The organism is Fischerella sp. JS2 (assembly GCF_032393985.1).
Taxonomy (GTDB): domain Bacteria; phylum Cyanobacteriota; class Cyanobacteriia; order Cyanobacteriales; family Nostocaceae; genus Fischerella.
In genome coordinates this window covers 6,459,226-6,481,205 of the sequence record NZ_CP135918.1, presented here as the reverse complement: position 1 = coordinate 6,481,205, position 21,980 = coordinate 6,459,226, and the positions used below count along the sequence as shown (strand labels likewise).

Here is a 21,980-nt window from a genome sequence, read left to right as displayed (position 1 = left end):
AGACATTATGACGAGGTTGCGATTAATAATAAATTCACACAATTAATAGGAACTAATGATAGTGTTAAGTGAAAGCTGTTAGTTGTCAGTGAACAATTATCAGGTGAAATCATAAGACAATTTTGGGAGTTATGACAAAATCGTTATGGATTGCCTATGCTGGAAGCATATGGCAAGGAAAGTGGCATGACCAGTCAGACAACTAATTCAAAAACATTGAAAATCGCTGTAGTTGGAGATGTTCACGACCAATGGGAAGTGGAGGATGGCAATGCACTTAAGCATCTTGGTGTTGACTTAGTGCTGTTTGTCGGGGATTTTGGTAACGAGTCGGTAGAAGTGGTAAGGGCGATCGCATCCCTTGATATTCCCAAGGCAGCGGTGATGGGAAACCACGATGCATGGTACACTGCCACAGAATGGGGACGAAAAAAGTGTCCCTACGACCGTTCTCAGGAAGATTGGGTGCAGGAACAACTAGATTTATTAGGTGCAGCCCATGTTGGTTATGGAAAACTCGATATTCCTGCTTTTAACCTGACAGTGGTGGGAGGACGTCCCTTTACCTGGGGTGGGCCAGAGTGGAGATTTGCTGACATCTGCAAAGAACGGTATGGTGTAAAGGATCTAGATGAGTCCGCCGCCCGGATTTTTTCGGCTGTCAAAAAGGCTGCTTATGAGACAATTATTTTTGTCGGTCATAATGGGCCTTCTGGGTTAGGCGATCGCCCCGAAGATCCCTGTGGTAAAGATTGGCACCCTATCGGTGGTGACTTTGGCGATCCAGATTTAGCTGAGGCGATATCTCTGACTCTTACTGCTGGTAAAACCGTTCCTCTGGTGACGTTTGGTCATATGCACCACACGTTACGACACACCAAAAAAGTGTTACGAAAGCGTGTGTTTAGAAGTCCAGAGGGGACAGTTTATTTGAATGCAGCGACTGTGCCGAGAATCGTGGATAGTGATGGTCTAAAACTGCGGAATTTCTCGATTGTGCTACTGGAAGATGGTGTAGTTTCCCAAGTTTCTAGTGTCTGGGTTGGTAATGACTACAAAGTGGCTGAAGAAATTTTGTATGAAAAATCCCGTTCAGTAGTGCAAACTGCATGAATCTGAGTTATAATAGCTTACTGGTCAGCTTTTGTAGCTGACAGCTGCCGAAGTGTATTCGTCAGCTTTTTTTGGAGAGGTGGCAGAGTGGTCGAATGCGCTCGACTTGAAATCGAGTGATGTGAAAGCATCCGTGGGTTCGAATCCCACCCTCTCCGTTTGAGAATGTTATTAACGATTGTTGATAAGTTATAACTCCTAAGAGTACTATTTTTGACCTTCACTGATTGGTAAGAGCAGACTGTCTTCTATTTCCTGCCTAACCTGTCGACTGATATAACAATCGCTATTTAGACAATCAACCATTAATGTGTTGGCATCATAGTAATTCCATATCAATTCACATTGTTGATCATTTAATTCATCTTGATAACAAATTTTTCTATATCTTATTATCAAACTTCTCAAATCATGCAACCATTGCTTTATAGTTTTGTCTTCTCGTTGCATCCACTTTTTTGGATCATCAGGGTAAGGAATTTGCTTTTTTAAATTTTGAAGTGATTTTTGAAATTCAGGTTCTAAGTTAAGATTAAGAGAAAGAGCATAACTCAGGCATTCTGCGGGATCAGAGTTTACAATTTCAAGAGCATCAGTAAGTTTCTCGTCAAAATCAATCTCTGGATCAACTTCAATATTAAATCCAAGTGCTTTAGTAAGTTCACTACAGTAATCTAGAACTGAGTAACTAAAAAAAAGAGCGTGTTCCAAGTAGAATGCTCTTACTACCGCTCCTTTATGATTATATTTCACTGATAAAGATTTATTATATACTGTCTGTAAAAGGTACTGTAACTTATCATCTAAGGCCACAATGGAGTCAATTTTTGACTTCATCAAAAGTAATAAATCATCAGCCTTCCGCATCATTCCGGCAGCAAGCAAAAATACTTCCCGCCAACTTATTTCTGTAATATGCTCTACCAAGCTTTCCAAGGCAGAGTTAGCAACTATTTCTCTTGCAGCAAAATACTCATGAAATGTTAAGTGAGAAAAAGAATAAATACCCTTTGCTCGTTCCACTAATAGTCCATGTTGTGCTTCAATAAACTTTAAAACAGCTTCGCTATCGAGTTTCAACACTTTTGGATCTGTGTCCGCATCACGTAAGTTACGGATAAAATCAGCAATGTATACTTCGGTTGTTTTTTGTTTAAAGAAATAGTCTTTTTGCTCAAAGGTGGTTAAAGCAATTTGACTCAATAAATCTTCCTTACGCTGCAAAGACAGATTTTTGTAGACTTGCTCTCGTTCAATGTTGCGTTTGGCATCCCATTTTTTCAGCAATACATTTAATCCTTCTTTATAAAGTTCAGAACGGTTTGCAGGGAAATCTCCACTATCTCCAAATACCAAACACAGTAGTGTCAATAGTAAAGGACTACTAGCTAGTTCTTGGATTGATTCGTTCTCCTTTAGTTTTTGAATGAATCTTTCACCTTTAACTGGATCAGTTAATTGGAACCAGTTTTGAGCAAAAATGGCTATTTGTTTTTCGTCAAAATCTGCCATTTCCACTTCTGTAAAACTTTCAAATGTGTATTCCTTAGCAGCAATGCGACAGGTAATTACAAACTGATTGGTATGAAACAGATCAGATCAGAAAATTCCTGAATTTGTCGTAAGACACGCTTGGTGTCTTCTTCTCGTACTTCATCCAATCCATCCAGCAATATCAATGTCTTACCCTGTTTCAACAGTTTCTCTACTGTTACATTGGCATGAGTTACCCCACAGCTTGATAATTGTTGAACAATAAATTTCAAAATATCTAGTTTTTTAAGTGCTTCTGCAAAATCCTTTAGGGTGATAAACAAGGGAACTCTGTTTGCTTGAAACTTCTCCTCAATACACTGCATTGCTAGATATTTTAAAAAAGTGGTTGTTCCTGCTCCTGGTTTGCCTAATACCATTAGCTTACTATGACGCTGCACAGCCTCTAATCCTGATACTCGCTTCTATTTTATTTGGCTAAGTCCAATCCGCTCAAAGTTATCATGGTCGCAGTTTTGTATTAGTTCCGAAATTTTTAGTCGTCTTCGTCCAGTTATTTTCTCCAGAATATTGACATTCGTGTAAATACCTTGTTTTCCTGTGAACTTAATGGGCTTAGGCATATCTAATACCCGCATGGTTCCGCACTTTTCTTTGATGTAGAGTTTGATTTGTTTACGGATTTCTTGCACTAAAGTATCAATAGAATTGTCTGTGTCATCTATAGTTAAATCACCAGAGGGTTGTTCGTGTGAGTATCTTTTGCTCAAATACTCCCGTAAGCGACTTTCTTTAACAGGCCCATTACCGATGATGCGAAATTTTTTGTAAATGCCTGTAAGACAAGTACTGAGGTTGCTTTTAGAAATGTTTAGTTCTTGAGTTACATGGATTCGACTTTTACCACGAGCAAATATCTCCAGAAAGACTTCCTTTTCTCTATTTGATAATTCGGTGTATTGCTCCAGTTGTTTTAGAAAGTCCTCTGGTATAGACATTTACTACTCCCACAAATACTTATAAGCAAGTGTAGCTAAAGTTTTCATTAAAATGTAGAGTTAACTCAGTGTAAATCAGGCTAAGTCAAGGTAAGTCAGATAAATAGCTACAAAAGAAAATTGCGACATTGAACTCAGTCAAGCTACTGAGGAAATCGTAATGCTAGAAACACTAATACCTCTGGTTGTAAACAAGTCAGTTGAGGTTGTTGGAATACTGCTGGAAAAGTTTTGTAAATGGGTGCTGAGTGATACCAATACCAAAAGTGCTAACAATTTTCTGAAAATGCAAATTCTCGTACTGTATCTCGATTGGGTTTTACAAAAAACACCACTGAAATCTTTACCAGAGGAATCAGAAGAGCATGATTGAGACACAGGTGGGTGGTAGAGGTGACAAAGCGATCGCACTCACTAACAAAACGTGATCGCCCCTTTTTCTCACCCCAACCCAGCCTTGTAATATTGTACTACAATTACTTATTTACCTGATATCATCCAACTTCAACTAACCCCAAACTAATCTGAATCGCCTGATTAACTTGTTCCATCGTCTCTTGATTCAGTTCACCCAATCGCCTCACTAATCTTTGTTTATCAATAGAGCGGATTTGATTTAACAAGACAACAGAATTTATCGTTATACCGCCCTCTGGAGGTTTAATTAACACTTCCGTTGGATAAAGCGTCTCATCAAATTGAGACGTAATGGCAGCTACAATCGTGATTGGGCTGTACTCGTTAGCTATATCATTTTGCAGCACTAACGCCGGACGAGTTTTTTGTATTTCAGCACCAAGAGTAGGGTCAAAACTTACAAGATAAATTTCTCCGCGTTTAGGATATATTATTTTGCCTTTTGCTGCCATGCTTCTTCCTCTAGAGCAAACCAGTCTTCCGCAAGATTGCGATCGCGTGCTGCACGACGAATAGCACCTTCTTTTAATTGCTGTCGTAGTCTGTCTCTGTGAATTTGAGCAATGTAATTTTGAATAGCTTCGTCAATGAAGCGACTTCTATCTCCTTTTGGTGCAAACTGGTCTAGCAATTCTAAAGTTTTATCGGGTAAGGTTACGTTAATACGGCGATACATACACCATCAACTCCACATTCCGAATGTGTAATTATAGTGTATCTATAAGTTCTAGTTTGATGGTGATCTTTTTGCAAATGTGATCTGTCTCGCTTCTTTCCCACTTCAACTCAGGCTTGTAGTATCGTGCTACTATTGCTTGTAAACCTTACTAGGAGGTCAAGCAATGACTAGACTAAACACTATGGTAAATTTACCTGATGACTTATATAAAGAATTAGAGTTAGCTAAGGCTAAAAATACCTCAATAGACGCGCAAATCGTCACAATATTAGAGAAAGCCTTACCAATACTACAAGCTGAAGAACAGCAACGGCAAAAATTTCTACAACTCCTAGAGGAAAGCCGTTGTCGTCGTGAGCAACTTCCACAGGATATTGAATGGCCAGATAGTACTGCCATGATTAGAGAAGATCGTGATAGATGACAAGCCCTCTAAAAGTGTTGTAGATACGAGTGTTTGTATTAAGCACTTGATTCCAGATCCTCTATCTCCAAAAGTTGATCAACTTTTGGCTCATATTGGTAATCCTCCAAATGAGTTTTTTGTACCTGATCTGTTTTATATTGAGTGTGCTAATACCCTTTGGAAGTATGTCCGTGCAGGACTTTACCCTACTGCGAAAGTTTCAACAGATTTAGCAACTCTCAAAGCGCTTCCCCTGCGTGTCGTTTCCACAGCGGACTTAATGGCGGATGCTGTGAGTATCGCCTTGAGTTATAGAATTTCTGCTTACGATGCTTGTTATGTTGCGCTTTCACAGCAGGTTAATGCTACGCTACTAACTTTAGACCAGCGACCGGTGAGAGCTTTAGCCACTTCATCTTACAATGTGTGCTTTTTCAATGAGTTTGAGGTTCCACCTTTACCTGGAATTTAAGAACTGCTAACACTCAAGCTTTCGCAAGAGAGAATTTATCGGTTGCTGATTTTGCTAATTAGATTGTGAATGTCTACCCGACTTCCTGTACAATCGCCACATTTCCAAACTCAGAATACAAGTCATCAACCAGACTACACCTGCCGCATAACCAGCTATGACATCGGTAGGCCAGTGTACACCAAGATAAAGCCGACTAAAACCAATTGCTATAATTAATATAACGGTGAGTGTAAAAATCCATGCTCGCCAACGAGGATATCGCTTTGCAATCAAATAGCCAATGAAACCATAAATTACTAATGAAATCATCGCATGACCGCTAGGAAAGCTGTATTGACCGACGTCAACGATACGATTCCACAGTTGCGGGCGCGCTCTACCAAATAGTACTTTTATTAAATAATTTAAGCCGATCGCACCAACTGCGGCTATACCCAAAGTAGTTGCTTGCGAACGACGGTGAATATAGAGTAATCTGATTGCTATTCCCAAACAAATCAGCAGCAAAAATACTGGTTCACCCAAAAAAGTGATACCCAGCATTACGCGATCGCCTAATGGTGTATGCATCTGCCGAATTGCCAATAAAATGCTTTGGTCGAACGTTTGAGTTTCTTTTTCTAGAACTTCGTCGGCGATGTGAGCAAATACCCACAAAGCTAAGGCTGATAGTAACAGCCCCATCAATCGAATGCTGAATATCAAAGAAAAAATTCGTGATCGCATCTAATACCAGTTTTATTTATAGTATCCTTGACTACTCTTCTACTACTTCCACCAAGTCTTCTATCATTACATCCAATGCCCGCGCCATTTTCAAAATTGAGGTAAAATCTACCATTGCTAACCCTGGCGATCGCGCGTAAGCTCTTACTGAACTATAGGCTACTCCCGAACGGTCAGAGACATCTTTTAGCGTCCAACCTTTTTCACCTGCAAATTCCCTAATCCGTAGCCTAATCAGCCCCATCTTAATCTTGACAAACGATGAAATTCTATCGTTTAATTATTACACTTTAAATTAAAAAACGATCTCCCCCCGGCGTAGGAAACTGAAGGGCGATCGCGTTCGCATTCAATGAAATCTCTTTTTCAAACAGATACAACACCCGTAAAAACTTATCCACCAAGGGATTTGGATGTATCCATCTCCAAAGGATTTGTCTATATGTTATCATTACCCACACCAAAAGCGATTGTCATCCGTGAATCAAAAATTGTCCACAAGTCGATAACCATCAACCCATTAGCCAGGTTTGTCACAGAAGAAGCTGTTTGCTTGATGTTGAATATCAAGCCTGAAAGTATTTATGTTGTAGAATGCTGGCGCTACATGGTTTATGTCCATGCCAAGGGTGTGAGTAAGTTTATCAGTTATGCAGATTTTCCGCCAATTGTAGGAGTCCGACCACCAACTCAAGCAGAAACAGCCAAATGGCGCAGGCGTTGGCGAAAACAGTTAAACCCAGAATACAGAAAGCAAGCTCCTAAATGGTGGACAGAGTTTTTTGCTGAGGAATTTTGGCAAGCAACAGGAGAACCTGCACTGCAAAATTGGGGTGATTTAGTGGAGTCAATTAAATTTGCTTTTAATGAAGAAAGCTTGCAGACATTACGAAAAGAGTTGTTAGTTGTTAGTTGTTAGTTGTTTGAACAGCCAACAATCAACCATCAACAACCAACAACCAACCATTAACAAACATTATTCAGTAATCTTTTTCCTGGCTCTTTCTGCACGTGCTTCGGCAGTTGCCATCACTTCGTCCATATTCTCCAAGACTTCACCAGGGAAATTTTCTAAGACTTTGGTGGAAAGAGCAACCCGATTTTTTCCTTCATCCAAGTCAATAATTACAGCTTTGATTGATTGACCAACTTGGAATACTTTTTCCAGATTGTCAATAAATTTCTGAGTTATCTGCTTTATGTGAAGTAAGGCACTCACACCATCTATATCTACAAATACACCAAAAGGTCTGATACCACTAATTTTCCCTTCTACTAACTGTCCTAGTTCAAAGGTACTGAAGCTAGCGGAACGAGTTGCCAAACGCTGGGAAAGTATAAGTTTTTTGTTATTGCGATCAATTTCTAAAAAACTAACGGTCAGAGTTTGTCCTTTGAGAGATTCTAAATTATCACGTTCTAGAAGGTGCGATCGCGGGATAAATCCCCGTAATCCTTGTAGATCAACGGTAACACCACCTTTATTGACATTTAATACCCGCACTTCTACTGTCTGAGAATTCTCCCGCATTTGGGCTAACCGTTCCCAAATGTGTTTAATTTCCAGCTGTCGCCGCGAGAGAGTGACTTGACCTTCAGCATCTTGTTCACGAATGATTAAAAATTCTAATTCCTCATTTAGTGGTAGCACCTCAGACAAATCTGTGACATTTCTCAAAGCAGCCTCTTCACGAGGAATAAAGGCAGAAGATTTGCCACCAATATCCACATAAGCGCCATCTGGATCTAACTGGAATACTTTCCCATGCACTACCTGCCCTTTTTGAAACTGGTAGTCGTGTTTTTCCAGTGCTTTGGCAAAATCATCTAGTGAAAAGGATGAATTGGCTTTTTGAGAAAGTTTAGTTTCAGAATTCATGACTTGTGAAGACAAATTGTTAATTAGTCCAGAGTCTAGAGTCAATTGTCCAGAGTCCAAAATTTTTTATGATTTTGACAATTGACTATTGACAATTGACTATTTTTGTAATTGCTGTGCAAACAGTTGTTTTACCTGTTCCCAAGCATCGCCCGCAGCTTTAGGATTATAACTGCCACGTTGGTCACAGAAAAATCCGTGATCAGCTCCATCGTAGCGAAACACGCGATGAGGAATTTTATATTTTTCTAACTCTGCTTCAATTTGGTCTACTTGTTCAGCAGGAATGCTAGCGTCTTCCATGCCAAAAAAAGCATAGAGAGTGCCTGGAATGTCTTTTGTACGGGTAATAGTGGCATCGCCGCCTCCTGGTGTGGCGCTAGTAATACGTGCGCCGTAGAAGGAAGCTGTTGCTTTAATATCTGGCAGAGTGGCTGCTAGATAGGCAACATGGCCGCCAAAGCAGAAACCTATACAGCCGAAACCATCTTTTTTGACGTACGGTAGAGTTTTTAGGTAGTTGATCGCACTTTGAATATCACTTAATAATTCCGATGCTTGAGTTTGTTCCCAAGCGTAGACTCTACCCACTTCTATGTCTGCTGGTGTATAACCTGTTTCAAAACCAGGGGCGAAACGTTGAAACAGTGCCGGTGCGATCGCTATATAACCTTCACGAGCGATACGTTCTGTAACATCGCGGATGTGGGAGTTAACACCAAAAATTTCCTGCAATACTATAATTCCTGGATAAGAACCTGGTTCTTGGGGCTGGGCTAAGTAAGCAGCTATTGCCAAATCCGCTTGTGAGAGATTAACTGTTGCGGTATCGATTGCTCGTGCCATAACAATTTTTACCAGTACTATGTATTATTTTAGATATACCTATGCAAGTATCTCTAGGCTATTCCAAATCAAATTATTAACTACTGGTAATGAACGCACTATTATACTATAAATTTCCCTCGAATAATTTGAATATATAAATAAAATATTTAACAAGTAAAATTTGTAGCTGGTTACAGTATGCTCTAATGCAGTGTGGCAAAAATAACTATGCAGTCAAAAAGGCTAAAAAAACAAATTATATAAGCTTTGTAGCTTTCTGCTTGCAGCATAACTGCCTTCTGCCTTCTTATACCAGCATCTTTGGAGGCTCGGTGATGATTCAGTTCCGTATTCAGCCAGACAGTGAAATTCCCGCATCTACTCAACTGTTTAATCAAATTAGGTTTGCGATCGCCTCGCGGCAATATCCCCCTGGTTATAAATTGCCGAGTACACGGGCGCTGGCTATGCAAACTGGGCTACACCGTAATACCATTAGCAAGGTTTACCGCCAACTCGAAGATGACGGACTAGTAGAAAGTCTTGCTGGTTCAGGTATTTACGTCCGCGCCCAAGGTCATGAAGGTGGTAGCAAACTGCAATCACCGATTCTCAAAGAAAATCCTCAAGCATACAAGGTCGTGCAACAAGCACTAGATGAGTTACTGTCTCACGGCTGTTCACTCAATCAAGCACGAGAGATCTTTTTGGCGGAAATAGACTGGCGCTTGCGTTGTAGCGCCCGAGTATTAGTGACAGTTCCTGCTAGTGACATTGGTGCTGGAGAACTGATGGTCTTTGAATTGGAACAAAGCCTAAAAATCCCAGTACAGCTAGTCACAATGGAAGAATTAACTGCTGTACTTGATAAAACTTCCTCTGCTACAGTTGTCACTAGTCGATATTTTATCGGTGAAGTAGAAGTGATTGCTGCCCCGAAAGCAGTGCGAGTGATTCCCTTGGACATCTACGACTACGCCAAAGAAATCAATCTTCTAAAGAATCTACCAAAAGATAGTTGTGTTGGTATTGTTAGCCTTAGTTCTGGTATTGCCCGCGCTGCAGAAGTTATCCTCCACGGTTTTCGAGGGGATGAACTACTTGTGATGACAGCCCAACCAAAAGATACTTACAAAATGCACGCCATAGTCAAGCGGGCGCAGATGATCATTAGTGATCAAGCAAGTTTTGTTGCTGTGCAAGCAGCAGTACAAGCACTACAAGAAGACATCATTCGTCCACCTAAGCTAGTACGTTGCGAAAATTATATCGGGACTACATCGATTAATTTGCTCAAAAGAGAATTAGGTTTAAGTTAGTTAGTGGTTAGTGGTCAGTGGTTAGTAGCAGGTGACAAATGACTATTGACCATTAACTTGTCTAAGAGTTCATTTTAACCCTCGTAACAACAGAGCGATCGCCCACTTTCTCCACTTTGAGAAGCTTGGAAAACAGTGGTATTTTTCTCTCATAAGAGTCTTAACCATTAACTATTGACAAAAATTCTTGCACTTTTTTTAAGTAAGTTGGTGCATCTTCCAACATTGGGAAATGGGCTGTTTTGGGAATCATCACATATTCTACTGCTTGATTCAGTTTTGCCGCTTGACGTCCCATCTCGGCAGGAATAATTTTGTCATATTCTCCTGACACGAGCAGCGTCGGTACAGTTATCTGAGTAAATTCCTGCGGCATTAACTCAGCAGCAGCTTTGCTGACAGAAGTAAAAATTGTGCCTAAAGCTGCATCATAATCAGCAACAAGAAAATCTTGTAAAAAAGCCCGCCTTTCTGGTGCTGGTATAGGGCGATGCAAAAATCGCGCTATGAACATCCTGTCTACTAACGGTATTTTTGCTAACCATTGGGGACGAAATTTGACAACGTAGCTACCGAATTTATGAAAGGCTGCAAACGCTTTTTCATCGTACTCAAAAATACCACTACAGGTGAGAATTGCTTTTTCTACTCGTTCTGGGTAGCGGTTGAGAAATAGAGTAGCGATGGAAGCGCCCATAGAATGGGCGTGAATGTAAGCGCGTTGAATTTGTAATTGATTCAACAACGCTGCTAAGTCATGGGCGTATGCTTCTAATTCGTAAGTTAATTCTGTAAGTGCTTGTAATTCTTCCTGGGGAGAATCGGAATCAACAACAGCTTCACTAGCTTTAGTGACAGCAGTCGGCTTACCACAGGAACGTCCGAACCCCCGTAAATCATAAAGCAGACAATCAAATTGTTCCAATAAAGCTGTTGCAGTACTTTGCCAGTACCTAGCGGAACCAGCCCAACCGTGTACAAAAACCATCACTGGTTTAGGTTGAGAAACAATGGATGGTTTTCGTATCCACTCGTAATAATGCTCTACGCCACGGACATTAATGTAAGGCATCTGAAGGCTGAAGTATCAAGTATAAAGTATGAAGGCTGAAGTATAAAGTTTCATCCTTCATCCTACCCTACCCTGCGGGTTCTGCTTCGCAGTACGGGAAGCCACCCGAAGGGCGTCTACATCCTTCATCCTTATTTTATGCTGATTCTGGTTTAGGTAGGGAAGAAGGATGCACTAATAGCTCAGCAGTGGAACGCTTCTCTACCATTTCCCGCGTGACTGTACAGCGAGTCACGTCTTTACGAGACGGTAACTCATACATCACTTCCAGCATTAGCTCTTCGACAATACCCCGCAGCGCCCTTGCACCAGTTTTACGACGGTAGGCTTCTTGAGCGATCGCTCGTAAAGCTTCTGGTTTAAACTCTAACTGAACATTATCCATCTTCAGCAGTTTTTGGTACTGCTTGACTAAGGCGCTACGTGGTTGAGTCAATATCGCCATCAGTGCTTCTTCATCGAGTGGATCTACCACTGCCACCATTGGCACACGCCCAATAAATTCAGGTATCATGCCAAATTTGACTAGATCATCTGGTTCTAAATGTCGCAGAGTATCTGCTGCACGCTTTTCTTTTGTTTGACCTTCTCCTGGTTGCACAAAGCCTATTGACTTTTTACCAGTTCTCTGTTCTACAACCTTCTCTAAGCCAACAAAAGCACCACCGCAGATGAACAAGATATTGCTAGTGTCAATCTGGATACAGTCTTGGTAGGGGTGCTTACGTCCGCCTTGGGGGGGTACGTTGGCAACTGTACCTTCCAGCATTTTTAGCAAAGCTTGCTGTACGCCTTCACCAGACACATCGCGTGTAATCGAGGGATTTTCACTCTTGCGAGCAATTTTGTCGATTTCGTCGATGTAGATAATTCCCCGTTGCGCTTCTTCGACATCCAAATCTGCTACTTGCAACAGTCGCAACAAAATATTTTCTACATCTTCGCCCACATAACCAGCTTCTGTCAGGGTAGTCGCGTCAGCAACAGCAAAGGGTACATCCAGAATTTTCGCCAGAGTTTGGGCAAGAAGAGTTTTGCCACAACCTGTAGGGCCAATTAGAAGGATATTGGACTTTTGCAGTTCAACGGCATCATCGGTTGCTCCTTTGCCATTGTTTTTAGACTGAACGATCGCCAGTCGCTTATAGTGATTGTAAACTGCTACTGATAGTACTTTTTTGGCTTCGTCTTGCCCGATTACATGTTCGTCTAGATACTTTTTAATCTCTCGTGGTTTGGGGATTTGATTGAACGAGAGACTGGTGGAGCGGGCACGGCGTTTTTGAGGAGCTTCTGACCGTTGTGTTGGTTGCGACGCAGCACTATTTGTGTCGAGCAACTCCTCATCTAGGATTTCATTACACAAGTCAACGCATTCATCGCAGATATAGACTCCCGGTCCAGCGATTAATTTACGCACCTGCTCCTGAGACTTACCACAAAACGAACATTTTAAATGGGAGTCGTACTTAGACATACCAGCCTCTTATTTCAGAATGGTGACGTTTTCCCCTGCTGCGGGAAGATTTTGCCTGGTGATGACCTGATCGATCAAGCCATAATTTTTGGCTTCTTCAGCCGACATGAAAAAGTCCCGGTCAGTATCAGCTTCTATTCTTTCTAATGGTTGACCAGTATGGTGTGCTAGTAACTGATTCAACTTCCCCTTAATGTAAAGAATTTCCCTTGCTTGAATTTCTATGTCAATTGCTTGCCCTTGAGCGCCACCAAGGGGTTGGTGAATCATAATCCGCGAATCAGGTAAAGACATACGTTTACCCGCGGTTCCTGCGGCTAGTAAAAATGCTCCCATGCTTGCGGCTAATCCAAAACAAATGGTCACAACATCCGGGCGAATTTGCTGGATTGTATCATATATTGCCATGCCCGCATATACCGAGCCACCAGGAGAATTAATGTATAGCTGAATATCTTTTTCTGGATCTTCAGCGTCTAGAAACAGTAACTGAGCGACGATTGAGTTAGCAACAGTATCATCTATTGGCGTTCCCAAGAAAATAATTCGTTCACGCAGTAGGCGGGAGTAGATATCAAAAGCGCGCTCTCCCATACCAGATTGCTCTACCACCATCGGTACGATGTTACTCGGGTCGTTCTGGGTGCGAATTTCAAAAGGACTTAAACTGCTAATTGGGTAATTCCCCGACTGCGATACAAGCATACAGACAAATGTTTGACTTTTAATTTATACAGTGGGTGAGACAGCGTATGCTGCCTGTGATGAGCGAATGGTTTTTTATTTTAGGTATGTGTTAACCATTATGCCTCATATAATTTCTTATCGTGTGAATACAGTATGAATATAGGGAAAGGAGATAGAGGATAAGGAGGACAGAGGACAAGGGGGGACAAGAAATTTTAGATTTGAGATTTTGCGAAAATTATGTAGACGCGCAAGCGGTGAGACAGCGACTCTTACGCAGGGGGTTCCTCCCCCAACCCCAAAGGGAACCCTGAGCCCCCAATCCCTACCAGGGGCCGGTGAGTCCCCCATGAGCGACTGCGTTCGCGTAGACGCGCTAGCGGCTTCTCGTAAGAGTAGCGTCCCAGAGGGAACTACCCGAAGGGCTTCCCGTACGCCGTAAGGCGTTCCCGTAGGGTAGGGTGCGCCGATGTCCGGCGTTCACGTAGCCGGAGAGAACCTCAAAGCTTTTCAAGACAGATTTTAGATTGAAATCCAATCCAAAATCCAAAATAGGTATTAACCTTGATCCTCTATTCCTAAATTTATTGTGCCTCTTCTGCCGGTGGGGTTGTCTGTTGTGCTATTTCCTCAGCATCTGTAATAGTCTGTTCTTCGCTTTCGGCTGTTGGGGCTGGTGATTCTTCTGTCGCACTCAAAGAACCTTCAGGTACGAGTTCAACTGTTGCATGTTCCAGCAGCCAGTCGATTGTTTTTTCAGTCAGCAGTTCGTCTTTGACGTATTCTTGCAGTCGGTCTGGATCATAATCTTGCCCAGATAACTGTTCGGTAAGTTCTTTGACTCTGGCGGCGACCTCTTCATCAGTGACTTGGATCGACTCGCGTTTGCCGATTTCTTCGAGGGCTAGGGTTCGCTTGAGGCGTTCTATCGCTTCATCACGAGAACGCTGACGTAATTGCGGAATCACATCGGCAGTAAAAAATTTCTTGACATCTAGTCCTTGCTGTGACAAACGCATAGCTGTTTGTGTGAGCATGTTATCAACTTCCCGTTCAATCATTGTTTCTGGCAAGTCAATTTCTACATGCTTGAGCAGTTCCTTTAACAGGGCTTCCTGCTTGTTCTCTTTAGTTTTTTGTTCTGCTTCTTTTTGGAATTTCTCTTCTAGATCAGTGCGTAATTCAGCCAAAGTCTCTTTTTCACTGATGTCTTTAGCGAAATCATCATTCAACTCTGGCAGTTCTTTTTCTTTGATTTCTTTGAGCGTTACGGTAAAAATAGCTGGTTTTCCGGCTAAATCTTCATTGGGATAGGGGTCTGGAAAAGTTGCGGAAATTTCCTTGGTTTCTGTGGGGTTCATTCCTACTATGCCTGTGACAAAACCAGGGATAAACTTATCTTCCTGTAACTCTACTTGAAAATCAGTGGCTTCGCCGCCAGGTATTGCTTCCGGTTCTGCTGCTTCGTCTTCACCTTCAGCTTTTGCGAGTACGCCTTTAAAATCAACTACGGCAATATCACCCAACTGTGCTGGTCGTCCTTCTACAGGAATCAATGTCGCCATTTGTTGACGTTCATTTTCCAGGACTTGATCTACTTTTGCGGGGTCGTAAGTGATTTCTTCAGCTTTGATTTGTAAATCGCTATACTGATTCAACTTGACTTCTGGTGGCACATCAACAGCAGCCGAAAAAGTCAAGGGCTTACCTGGTTCGTAATTATTAATCAAGTCATCAAACGATGAACGTAATTGTGGTTGCCCGATCGCCTTAATATCTTCTTGTTTAACGGCTTCTGTGATGCCATCTTGAATAAGTTCTTCTAGCGCTGCTGCCTTGATTCGAGTTGTCCCCAGGCGCTGTAGCAGTATCTGCCGTGGCACCTTGCCTTTACGAAACCCAGGAATGTTGGCAGAACGGCTTAAATTTTGGATGACTTGTTCGTAGGTTTGCTTGGTTTTTTCTGGTGTAATCTCTATTTCCAGACCGATTTGACTGGAGGGAAGTTTTTCCTGGGTAACTTTCATGCTTTAGTCTCTATTTGCTTTCTGCTACTATTTTTTTACTTATTGCTTCTACAACAGATGTCAAACTTCTCGTTTGCTGGGCTGTTCCTCATTGACAGAAAATCTACCTATAAGGCTTGATCAGGTTTATTGAACCTATGTTGATGAACAGAGATCCAGTTTACTGCTAATGCGAAAGCTCTTGACACTTTAGCGCAAATAAGTTTATGTATCTATACCCTGAGAAAGGGGTGTAGGGAAGTAAGGGTATTAGGGTGTAGACAAAGTCATATTTTTATTCATCCTGTGTACACAGTTAATCATGGCTGTTTAGAATCATTTTGCTCAGCTAAAACCGAGCCATAGTAAAATGAGTATCACTAAAATGAGATCTTGCTGTATAATATATACGCTATAAATCATTAAAATAATTAATAGTTATTAATTGTTGTAAAGTACAACTCAGGTTTTGTAACAGTAAAAAAATAAATGTATTAAATTAATAAATAAAGTTTATTTAAGTTAAATCATTAAGATCTGTAAAATTATTAAGAGCCTGTATTTTTAATAAATGCATAAATTGTAAATTGACTCAAAAAATTGCAAGAAGAAACTTCAAGGAGGAAGCCAGTTTGTCTAATTCCTATTGTGTAGCTATTTTGGGTGCGACTGGTGCTGTCGGCAGGGAGTTGTTGGAATTATTAGAAAGTCGTAATTTTCCGATTTCAAAATTAAAGTTATTAGCATCAGAACGTAGTGCAGGGCAAAAACTAACGTTCAAAGGAGAAGATTTATTAATAGAGCCAGTTAGCGATCGCGCCTTTGAAAATGTTGATATAGTACTAGCGAGTGCGGGAGGTTCCACCTCAAAAACTTGGGCATCCATCGCCACAGAAAAAGGTGCAGTTGTTATTGATAATTCCAGTGCCTTTCGCATGAAGGAAGAAGTACCTTTAGTTGTTCCCGAGGTTAACCCCCAAGCAGCTGCAAACCACAAAGGTATTATTGCTAACCCCAACTGCACCACGATTTTAATGGCGGTAGCAGTGTGGCCTCTACACCAAATCAAACCCATAAAACGCATTGTTGCAGCAACATATCAATCTGCCAGTGGTGCAGGTGCAAAAGCAATGGCAGAAGTCCAAACTCAAGCTAGTGCTATTTTAGAAGGCAAACAACCAACAGCAGAAGTATTTCCTTACCCCTTGGCTTTCAATTTATTCCCGCACAATTCCCCATTAAATGATATGGGATACTGCGAAGAAGAAATGAAAATGGTCAACGAAACACGGAAAATCTTCGGTGATCAACAGATAAGAATTACTGCTACTTGTGTACGGGTTCCCGTACTGCGCGCTCACTCAGAAGCGATTAATCTAGAATTTGAAACTCCGTTTAGCCCAGATGAAGCCAGAGAAATTTTAAGTAAATCTCCTGGTATAAAATTAGTGGAAGATTGGCAGAAAAATTACTTCCCAATGCCATTTGATGCCACAGGACGTGATGAAGTTTTAGTGGGCAGAATACGTCAGGATATTTCCCATCCTTGCGGTTTGGAACTGTGGTTATGTGGTGATCAAATCCGCAAAGGGGCTGCATTGAATGCTGTACAAATTGCGGAATTATTAGTAGAAAAAAGTTTACTAAAGGAGTTAGTGGTTAATAGTTAGTGGTTAGTGGTAAACAATTAACTACTAACTAGTATCTACTAACTACTAACAAATTCCCCTTGAAAGTAATTTGCAAATAGGTTATTACAATAAAGAACCACCAAAACACAAAAACAAAAAATCAGGAGTAAAAATAGGGTGGTAGATTTTGGTAGAGTTTTAACCGCAATGATTACGCCGTTTAAAGAAGACGGTAGTGTTAACTATGATGTAGCAGCAAAACTAGCAGAGCATCTAGCAAATAACGGTACTGATACAGTGGTGGTGTGTGGCACAACTGGAGAATCTCCGACATTAAGTTGGGAGGAAGAATATCAGCTATTTTCCGTTGTGTTGGAAGCGGTAGCAGGAAAGGCACTTGTAATGGCAGGATGCGGTTCCAATTCTACCAAAGAAGCGATCGCCGCTACTCAAAAAGCAGCTAAAATAGGAGTACACGGTGCTTTACAAGTTGTTCCGTACTACAATAAGCCACCACAAGAGGGACTTTACCAACATTTCCAAGCCATAGCCCAAGCTTCTGGTGACTTGCCCATTTTGTTATACAACGTACCCGGTCGTACTGGTCAAAACCTCAGTCCCGAAACAGTTGCTCGGTTAGCTGAAATTAAAAACATTGTTGGTATAAAAGAAGCAAGTGGAAATCTGGATCAAGCGAGTGAAATTCGTCGCTTGACACCAAAAGAATTTCAGATTTACTCTGGAGATGATTCTTTAACTTTGCCATTGTTAGCAGTCGGCGCTAAGGGTGTAGTTAGTGTAGCTTCTCATATTGTAGGCAACGAACTACAACAGATGATTCAAGCCTTTAATTCGGGTAAAATTCAGGTCGCTATCGACATTCATTTGCGGCTTTTCCCCATATTTAAAGCTTTGTTTGTAACCGCAAATCCCATTCCAGTTAAAAAAGCACTACAACTTCAAAACTGGCAAGTTGGTTCAACGCGTCTGCCTTTGTGCGAAGCTGACGCAAAAGTTACTCAAAAGTTGGAAGTTGTAATGAAAGAACTTAGTCTTCTCTAATAAAATTGGCATCTAACCTACTTTGATCCTCAAAAATATATTAGAAGAAGTTAATAAAAATTCTCAGTAATTTTGACAGTGTAGCATATAAAAAGCCTATGCTACGACAGAAAAATTACTAATAAATTCTTTGGTGTAAAGTTATTTTTATCAAAAATATCTAAGCAATAAAGAAGCTCATAAAAACAGGACTACAAGAAGGCAGAAGGCAGCTATGTTAGAGGAAAAAAGTTAATTTCATAAAATATTAAAATTGTCAATTTGTGACTTAATTTATTTTTGCCACACTCAACAACCTTCTCGCTGAACTTTTAATAGACAGATATTTTGAACTGTCTTCTAAAGACCGCTAAATCCTCATATTCCAACTACACAAAAATCTCAGGAGAAAATGACTAAAAACGAAACTAATTCCGCCCTCAAAATTATTCCATTGGGTGGCTTACATGAAATTGGTAAAAACACTTGTGTTTTTGAGTACGAAGATGAAATTATCCTCTTAGATGCAGGATTGGCGTTTCCCACAGATGGAATGCACGGAGTCAATATTGTTCTACCAGACATGACCTACGTGCGGGAAAATCGCCATAAAATTAAAGGCATGATTGTTACCCACGGTCATGAAGACCATATCGGTGGTATTGCCTTTCACCTGAAGCAATTTGAAATTCCTGTGATCTATGGTCCTCGTCTGGCTATGGCCATGCTAGAGGGTAAATTGGAAGAAGCAGGAGTACGCGATCGCACAGAATTAAGAAGTGTCCTTCCCCGTGATGTGGTGCGAATTGGCAAACACTTTTTTGTGGAATATATTCGCAATACCCACTCTATTGCTGATAGTTTCACTGTCGCTATCCATACACCCCTTGGTGTGCTGATCCACACAGGAGACTTTAAATTTGACCATACACCTGTAGATGGTGAACGGTTTGATATCCAGCGCTTAGCCGAACATGGCGAGAAAGGCGTTTTGTGTTTGATGAGTGATTCGACTAACTCGGAAGTCCCCGGATTCACGCCTTCGGAACGCGCAGTTTATCCCAATTTGGATCGGGTTTTTTCCCAAGCCTCAGGGCGACTGTTTGTAACCACCTTTGCCTCTAGTGTCCACCGCATCAACATGATTTTGCAGTTAGCACAGAAACATAACCGTGTCGTTACAGTCGTTGGACGTTCGATGCTGAATTTGATTGCCCATGCCCGCAATCTTGGTTATATCAAGTGCAACGACGATTTGCTTCAGCCTTTAAACGCCATCCGTAATATTCCAGAGGAAAACGTGTTGATTTTGACAACAGGTTCTCAAGGAGAGCCGATGTCAGCCATGACACGCATTGCCAACAAAGAACACCCCCACATCAAAATTCGCCCAGGAGACACAGTCGTATTTTCTGCTAACCCCATTCCAGGTAATACGATCGCTGTTGTCAACGTCATCGATAAATTGATGATGCAGGGGGCAAATGTAGTCTATGGTCGGGAAAAAGGCATTCACGTTTCCGGTCACGGCTGTCAAGAAGACCAGAAACTCATGCTGGCCTTAACTCGTCCCAAGTTCTTCTTACCTGTTCACGGAGAACATCGGATGTTGGTGAAACACGCCGAAACAGCCCAGAGTATGGGTGTTCCTGCCGAGAATATGGTAATTATCCAGAATGGTGATATTGTAGAGCTGACAGAAGAATCAATTAGTGTTATTGGGAAAGTTCCATCTGGTTTGGAACTGGTAGATACTTCCAGTTCTGGTATGGTCAGCGCCAAAGTCTTGCAAGAACGGCAAAAAATGGCAGAAGAAGGTATTGTTACCATTGCCGCAGCAATTGATTGGACTGGCAAACTGATGGCCAAACCAGAAATTCACCTGCGCGGTGTAGTCACAAGTATCGAGCGATCGCTACTACAACAGTGGGTAAAACAGCGAATTGAAGAAATCCTCAGTGTGCGTTGGTCAGAATTTGCCCAAGGTTTCGAGAGTGACCAACCAGAAGTTGACTGGGGTGGATTGCAAGAAGTATTAGAACGGGAACTAGCGCGTTCCATCCGTCGCGAATTGCAATGTCAACCATCACTGACATTGCTGATGCAAATTCCTGATGAACCGCCTGTAAAAGTCGCCGATGGTAGAAGACGGCGGACTCGTACAGCTGCTCAGGTAGCATCGTAGGAAATTGAAAATTGCATATCTGTTGGCAAGATTTCAACTGTTTTAGAGAAAGCGAACACCAACAGATACATAGATACACACGGATAATTCATCTGTGTGTATCTGTGTGCATCTGTGTACCCTAAGGAAAGCCGCGCTTAGGCGCTTCTACGATTTTTAAAATATTTGTGCAAAACGTTAAAGACAGGTCAGAAATAGTAATATTATTTGGCAATAAATATTACTAATTACTGACCTGTTTTTTGATATGAAATATAAACCTTATATATGGTTAGCTGTTGTATGTACTACTGCATTGGGCGTTGTTATTCCTGGTAGAACCCAGCAAAACAAATCATCAAATCTTCTTTTTCAAACATCGACAATTAATGCACTCATGACGGGTGTTTATGATGGGGATACTAATTTTAAAGAATTAAAAGCATACGGTAATTTTGGTTTAGGAACATTAAATAATCTGGATGGAGAAATGATTGGGTTAGATGGCAAGTTCTATCAAATTAAATCTGATGGAGTTGCTTATCCTATTCCAGATGGAATGAAAACTCCTTTTGCTGCGGTCACTTTCTTTAAATCAGATCAATTGATTAATTTGGCGGAAAAACTGAATTATCAACAGATGCAACAATCTTTAGATCGCCAATTACCATCAAGAAATTATCCTTATGCGATTCGTATTCAAGGTACTTTCCCATACCTCAAAGTTAGAAGTGTGTCAAAGCAAACCCCACCTTATCGTCCTTTAGTAGAGGTGGTAAAAAATCAATCTATATTTGAGTTAAAGAATGTCAAGGGTACTTTAGTAGGCTTTCGTACACCCACTTATATGCAAGGAGTAAGTGTTAGTGGTTATCATCTGCATTTTATAACTGAAAATCGCAAAGCTGGCGGACATCTTTTAGATGGACAATTTCAGAATCTGCAAGTCGAAATTGATCAGATGTCACATGTCAGGGTTGATTTGCCTAAGAATTCCCAATTCAACCAAGCTAATTTAGAGGGTGATAAAGCTGGAGAAATAAACAAAGTTGAGCGGTAAGTAAATTTAACAATGTAGCAATTGCCAGCACTTAACGACACTATCTTACGGTTCCGAACTGTTGCGAACACGCTCAATAAATTCAGGGTAATTTTCTAAGTCTTCTGGAGACTGTAACGCTGGCATTTCAACCCACCTAGCCTCAGCATGTAACTTGTCCACATACGCATAAAAAGCCTCTTGATCATCCCGATGAGCCAGAACATAAGCGTGTAATTCCTTCCAGCTCATTGTTTGAAAGTTAGGGTTGCTCATTGTACATATCTCCATCTGCCATTGGGATATATCTCAATGATATTCTCCTCACCTGCTAAGAAGAAGACGTTTCCTGTACGCTCGTCTATACGCACCATATTGATAGGTAAGTAAAGTTTTGTAAACCAACAACACAAGACAAAACACTGTGTTTTTTGCTCTGACGTAGGAATAATTTTTGCTCCTCATGATATCTCATCGCGCAGAGTATAGCAGTTCTTAGTCGTCTATAGATTACTTTTCCAGCAGTCTG

The 21,980-nt window shown here is 41.2% G+C and carries 25 protein-coding genes and 1 tRNA gene; 11 read left to right on the top strand and 15 right to left on the bottom strand.

Going from position 1 to position 21,980, the window contains the following annotated elements:
* Nucleotides 1-156: 156 nt before the first annotated feature.
* Together RS893_RS27815 and RS893_RS27810 are read left to right on the top strand one after the other, a co-directional pair.
* Nucleotides 157-1,113 (top strand): TIGR04168 family protein, encoded by a 957-nt coding sequence (locus tag RS893_RS27815; protein ID WP_315788814.1) that lies wholly within the window; start codon nt 157-159, stop codon nt 1,111-1,113.
* A gap of 73 nt (nt 1,114-1,186) precedes the next feature.
* Nucleotides 1,187-1,271, top strand: a tRNA-Ser gene (locus RS893_RS27810).
* Between the two features lie 49 nt (nt 1,272-1,320).
* Here RS893_RS27810 and RS893_RS27805 read toward each other — a convergent pair.
* Genes RS893_RS27805 through RS893_RS27795 form a run of 3 tightly spaced genes read right to left on the bottom strand, consistent with a single transcriptional unit; the run spans nt 1,321 to nt 3,605 of the window.
* Complete coding sequence (locus RS893_RS27805) at nt 1,321-2,625, bottom strand: NACHT domain-containing protein (RefSeq protein WP_315788813.1); 1,305 nt, start codon at nt 2,623-2,625, stop codon at nt 1,321-1,323.
* 56 nt (nt 2,626-2,681) lie between these two features.
* Nucleotides 2,682-3,047 (bottom strand): NACHT domain-containing protein, encoded by a 366-nt coding sequence (locus tag RS893_RS27800; RefSeq protein WP_315788812.1) that lies wholly within the window; start codon nt 3,045-3,047, stop codon nt 2,682-2,684.
* Nucleotides 3,048-3,071: 24 nt separating this feature from the next.
* Nucleotides 3,072-3,605 carry a helix-turn-helix transcriptional regulator gene (locus tag RS893_RS27795; protein WP_315788811.1) on the bottom strand — a complete coding sequence of 178 codons (534 nt, stop codon included), beginning with the start codon at nt 3,603-3,605 and terminating at the stop codon, nt 3,072-3,074.
* 160 nt (nt 3,606-3,765) lie between these two features.
* On the opposite strand from RS893_RS27795, the gene RS893_RS27790 reads away from it, so the two are divergent.
* On the top strand, nt 3,766-3,978 hold the full coding sequence (locus RS893_RS27790; protein ID WP_315788810.1) for a hypothetical protein: 213 nt from the start codon (nt 3,766-3,768) through the stop codon (nt 3,976-3,978).
* Nucleotides 3,979-4,099: 121 nt separating this feature from the next.
* Here RS893_RS27790 and RS893_RS27785 read toward each other — a convergent pair whose 3' ends face one another.
* Together RS893_RS27785 and RS893_RS27780 are read right to left on the bottom strand one after the other, a co-directional pair.
* Nucleotides 4,100-4,474 carry a type II toxin-antitoxin system PemK/MazF family toxin gene (locus RS893_RS27785; RefSeq protein WP_315788809.1) on the bottom strand — a complete coding sequence of 125 codons (375 nt, stop codon included), beginning with the start codon at nt 4,472-4,474 and terminating at the stop codon, nt 4,100-4,102.
* Entirely contained in the window at nt 4,453-4,698 is a 246-nt protein-coding gene (locus RS893_RS27780) for a hypothetical protein (RefSeq protein WP_315788808.1), read from the bottom strand. Before RS893_RS27780 ends, RS893_RS27785 begins: the two co-directional genes overlap by 22 nt.
* Nucleotides 4,699-4,864: 166 nt before the next feature.
* Between RS893_RS27780 and RS893_RS27775 the strand changes: the two genes are divergently transcribed.
* Together RS893_RS27775 and RS893_RS27770 are read left to right on the top strand one after the other, a co-directional pair.
* Nucleotides 4,865-5,125 (top strand): hypothetical protein, encoded by a 261-nt coding sequence (locus RS893_RS27775; RefSeq protein ID WP_315788807.1) that lies wholly within the window; start codon nt 4,865-4,867, stop codon nt 5,123-5,125.
* A complete protein-coding gene (locus RS893_RS27770; protein ID WP_315788806.1) occupies nt 5,115-5,579 on the top strand; it encodes a type II toxin-antitoxin system VapC family toxin in 465 nt (154 codons plus the stop codon). The genes RS893_RS27775 and RS893_RS27770 overlap by 11 nt, the downstream gene beginning before the upstream one ends.
* Before the next feature lie 54 nt (nt 5,580-5,633).
* Here the strand turns inward: RS893_RS27770 and RS893_RS27765 are convergent, their stop codons facing one another.
* On the bottom strand, nt 5,634-6,308 hold the full coding sequence (locus RS893_RS27765) for a phosphatase PAP2 family protein (protein ID WP_315788805.1): 675 nt from the start codon (nt 6,306-6,308) through the stop codon (nt 5,634-5,636).
* A 31-nt stretch (nt 6,309-6,339) separates the two neighbouring features.
* Entirely contained in the window at nt 6,340-6,552 is a 213-nt protein-coding gene (locus tag RS893_RS27760) for a helix-turn-helix domain-containing protein (RefSeq protein WP_009457959.1), read from the bottom strand.
* A gap of 198 nt (nt 6,553-6,750) precedes the next feature.
* Here RS893_RS27760 and RS893_RS27755 point away from each other — a divergent pair, with 198 nt between their 5' ends.
* Nucleotides 6,751-7,227, top strand: a complete 477-nt coding sequence (locus RS893_RS27755) for a hypothetical protein (protein ID WP_315792119.1) — start codon at nt 6,751-6,753, stop codon at nt 7,225-7,227.
* Nucleotides 7,228-7,284: 57 nt separating this feature from the next.
* Here the strand turns inward: RS893_RS27755 and RS893_RS27750 are convergent, their stop codons facing one another.
* Both RS893_RS27750 and RS893_RS27745 read right to left on the bottom strand, forming a co-directional pair.
* A complete protein-coding gene (locus tag RS893_RS27750) occupies nt 7,285-8,187 on the bottom strand; it encodes a S1 RNA-binding domain-containing protein (protein ID WP_016866103.1) in 903 nt (300 codons plus the stop codon).
* Nucleotides 8,188-8,286: 99 nt separating this feature from the next.
* Nucleotides 8,287-9,033, bottom strand: a complete 747-nt coding sequence (locus RS893_RS27745) for a dienelactone hydrolase family protein (protein ID WP_315788804.1) — start codon at nt 9,031-9,033, stop codon at nt 8,287-8,289.
* Between the two features lie 317 nt (nt 9,034-9,350).
* On the opposite strand from RS893_RS27745, the gene RS893_RS27740 reads away from it, so the two are divergent.
* Complete coding sequence (locus tag RS893_RS27740; protein ID WP_315788803.1) at nt 9,351-10,334, top strand: GntR family transcriptional regulator; 984 nt, start codon at nt 9,351-9,353, stop codon at nt 10,332-10,334.
* A 160-nt stretch (nt 10,335-10,494) separates the two neighbouring features.
* Here the strand turns inward: RS893_RS27740 and RS893_RS27735 are convergent, their stop codons facing one another.
* The 4 genes from RS893_RS27735 to tig form a co-directional block, all read right to left on the bottom strand.
* Nucleotides 10,495-11,406, bottom strand: a complete 912-nt coding sequence (locus tag RS893_RS27735; protein WP_315788802.1) for an alpha/beta hydrolase — start codon at nt 11,404-11,406, stop codon at nt 10,495-10,497.
* A 136-nt stretch (nt 11,407-11,542) separates the two neighbouring features.
* A complete protein-coding gene (gene clpX / locus RS893_RS27730) occupies nt 11,543-12,883 on the bottom strand; it encodes an ATP-dependent protease ATP-binding subunit ClpX (protein ID WP_315788801.1) in 1,341 nt (446 codons plus the stop codon).
* A 9-nt stretch (nt 12,884-12,892) separates the two neighbouring features.
* Entirely contained in the window at nt 12,893-13,588 is a 696-nt protein-coding gene (clpP, locus tag RS893_RS27725) for an ATP-dependent Clp endopeptidase proteolytic subunit ClpP (RefSeq protein ID WP_315788800.1), read from the bottom strand.
* Between the two features lie 566 nt (nt 13,589-14,154).
* Nucleotides 14,155-15,597: a trigger factor gene (tig, locus tag RS893_RS27720; protein WP_315788799.1), complete on the bottom strand. Its 1,443-nt coding sequence runs from the start codon at nt 15,595-15,597 to the stop codon at nt 14,155-14,157.
* A gap of 611 nt (nt 15,598-16,208) precedes the next feature.
* Between tig and RS893_RS27715 the strand changes: the two genes are divergently transcribed.
* The 4 genes from RS893_RS27715 to budA all read left to right on the top strand — a co-directional run bounded on the left by RS893_RS27715 (nt 16,209) and on the right by budA (nt 21,472).
* Nucleotides 16,209-17,246 carry an aspartate-semialdehyde dehydrogenase gene (locus tag RS893_RS27715; protein WP_315788798.1) on the top strand — a complete coding sequence of 346 codons (1,038 nt, stop codon included), beginning with the start codon at nt 16,209-16,211 and terminating at the stop codon, nt 17,244-17,246.
* Between the two features lie 138 nt (nt 17,247-17,384).
* Complete coding sequence (gene dapA / locus RS893_RS27710; protein WP_315788797.1) at nt 17,385-18,269, top strand: 4-hydroxy-tetrahydrodipicolinate synthase; 885 nt, start codon at nt 17,385-17,387, stop codon at nt 18,267-18,269.
* Between the two features lie 391 nt (nt 18,270-18,660).
* Nucleotides 18,661-20,433: a ribonuclease J gene (locus RS893_RS27705; protein ID WP_315788796.1), complete on the top strand. Its 1,773-nt coding sequence runs from the start codon at nt 18,661-18,663 to the stop codon at nt 20,431-20,433.
* A 247-nt stretch (nt 20,434-20,680) separates the two neighbouring features.
* Nucleotides 20,681-21,472 carry an acetolactate decarboxylase gene (gene budA, locus RS893_RS27700; protein ID WP_315788795.1) on the top strand — a complete coding sequence of 264 codons (792 nt, stop codon included), beginning with the start codon at nt 20,681-20,683 and terminating at the stop codon, nt 21,470-21,472.
* A 45-nt stretch (nt 21,473-21,517) separates the two neighbouring features.
* Here budA and RS893_RS27695 read toward each other — a convergent pair whose 3' ends face one another.
* Both RS893_RS27695 and RS893_RS30425 read right to left on the bottom strand, forming a co-directional pair.
* Complete coding sequence (locus RS893_RS27695) at nt 21,518-21,727, bottom strand: DUF6887 family protein (RefSeq protein ID WP_315788794.1); 210 nt, start codon at nt 21,725-21,727, stop codon at nt 21,518-21,520.
* Nucleotides 21,724-21,900, bottom strand: coding sequence for a DUF6888 family protein (locus RS893_RS30425; RefSeq protein ID WP_396336477.1), 177 nt, complete (start codon nt 21,898-21,900; stop codon nt 21,724-21,726). The genes RS893_RS27695 and RS893_RS30425 overlap by 4 nt, the downstream gene beginning before the upstream one ends.
* Nucleotides 21,901-21,980 lie beyond the last annotated feature (80 nt).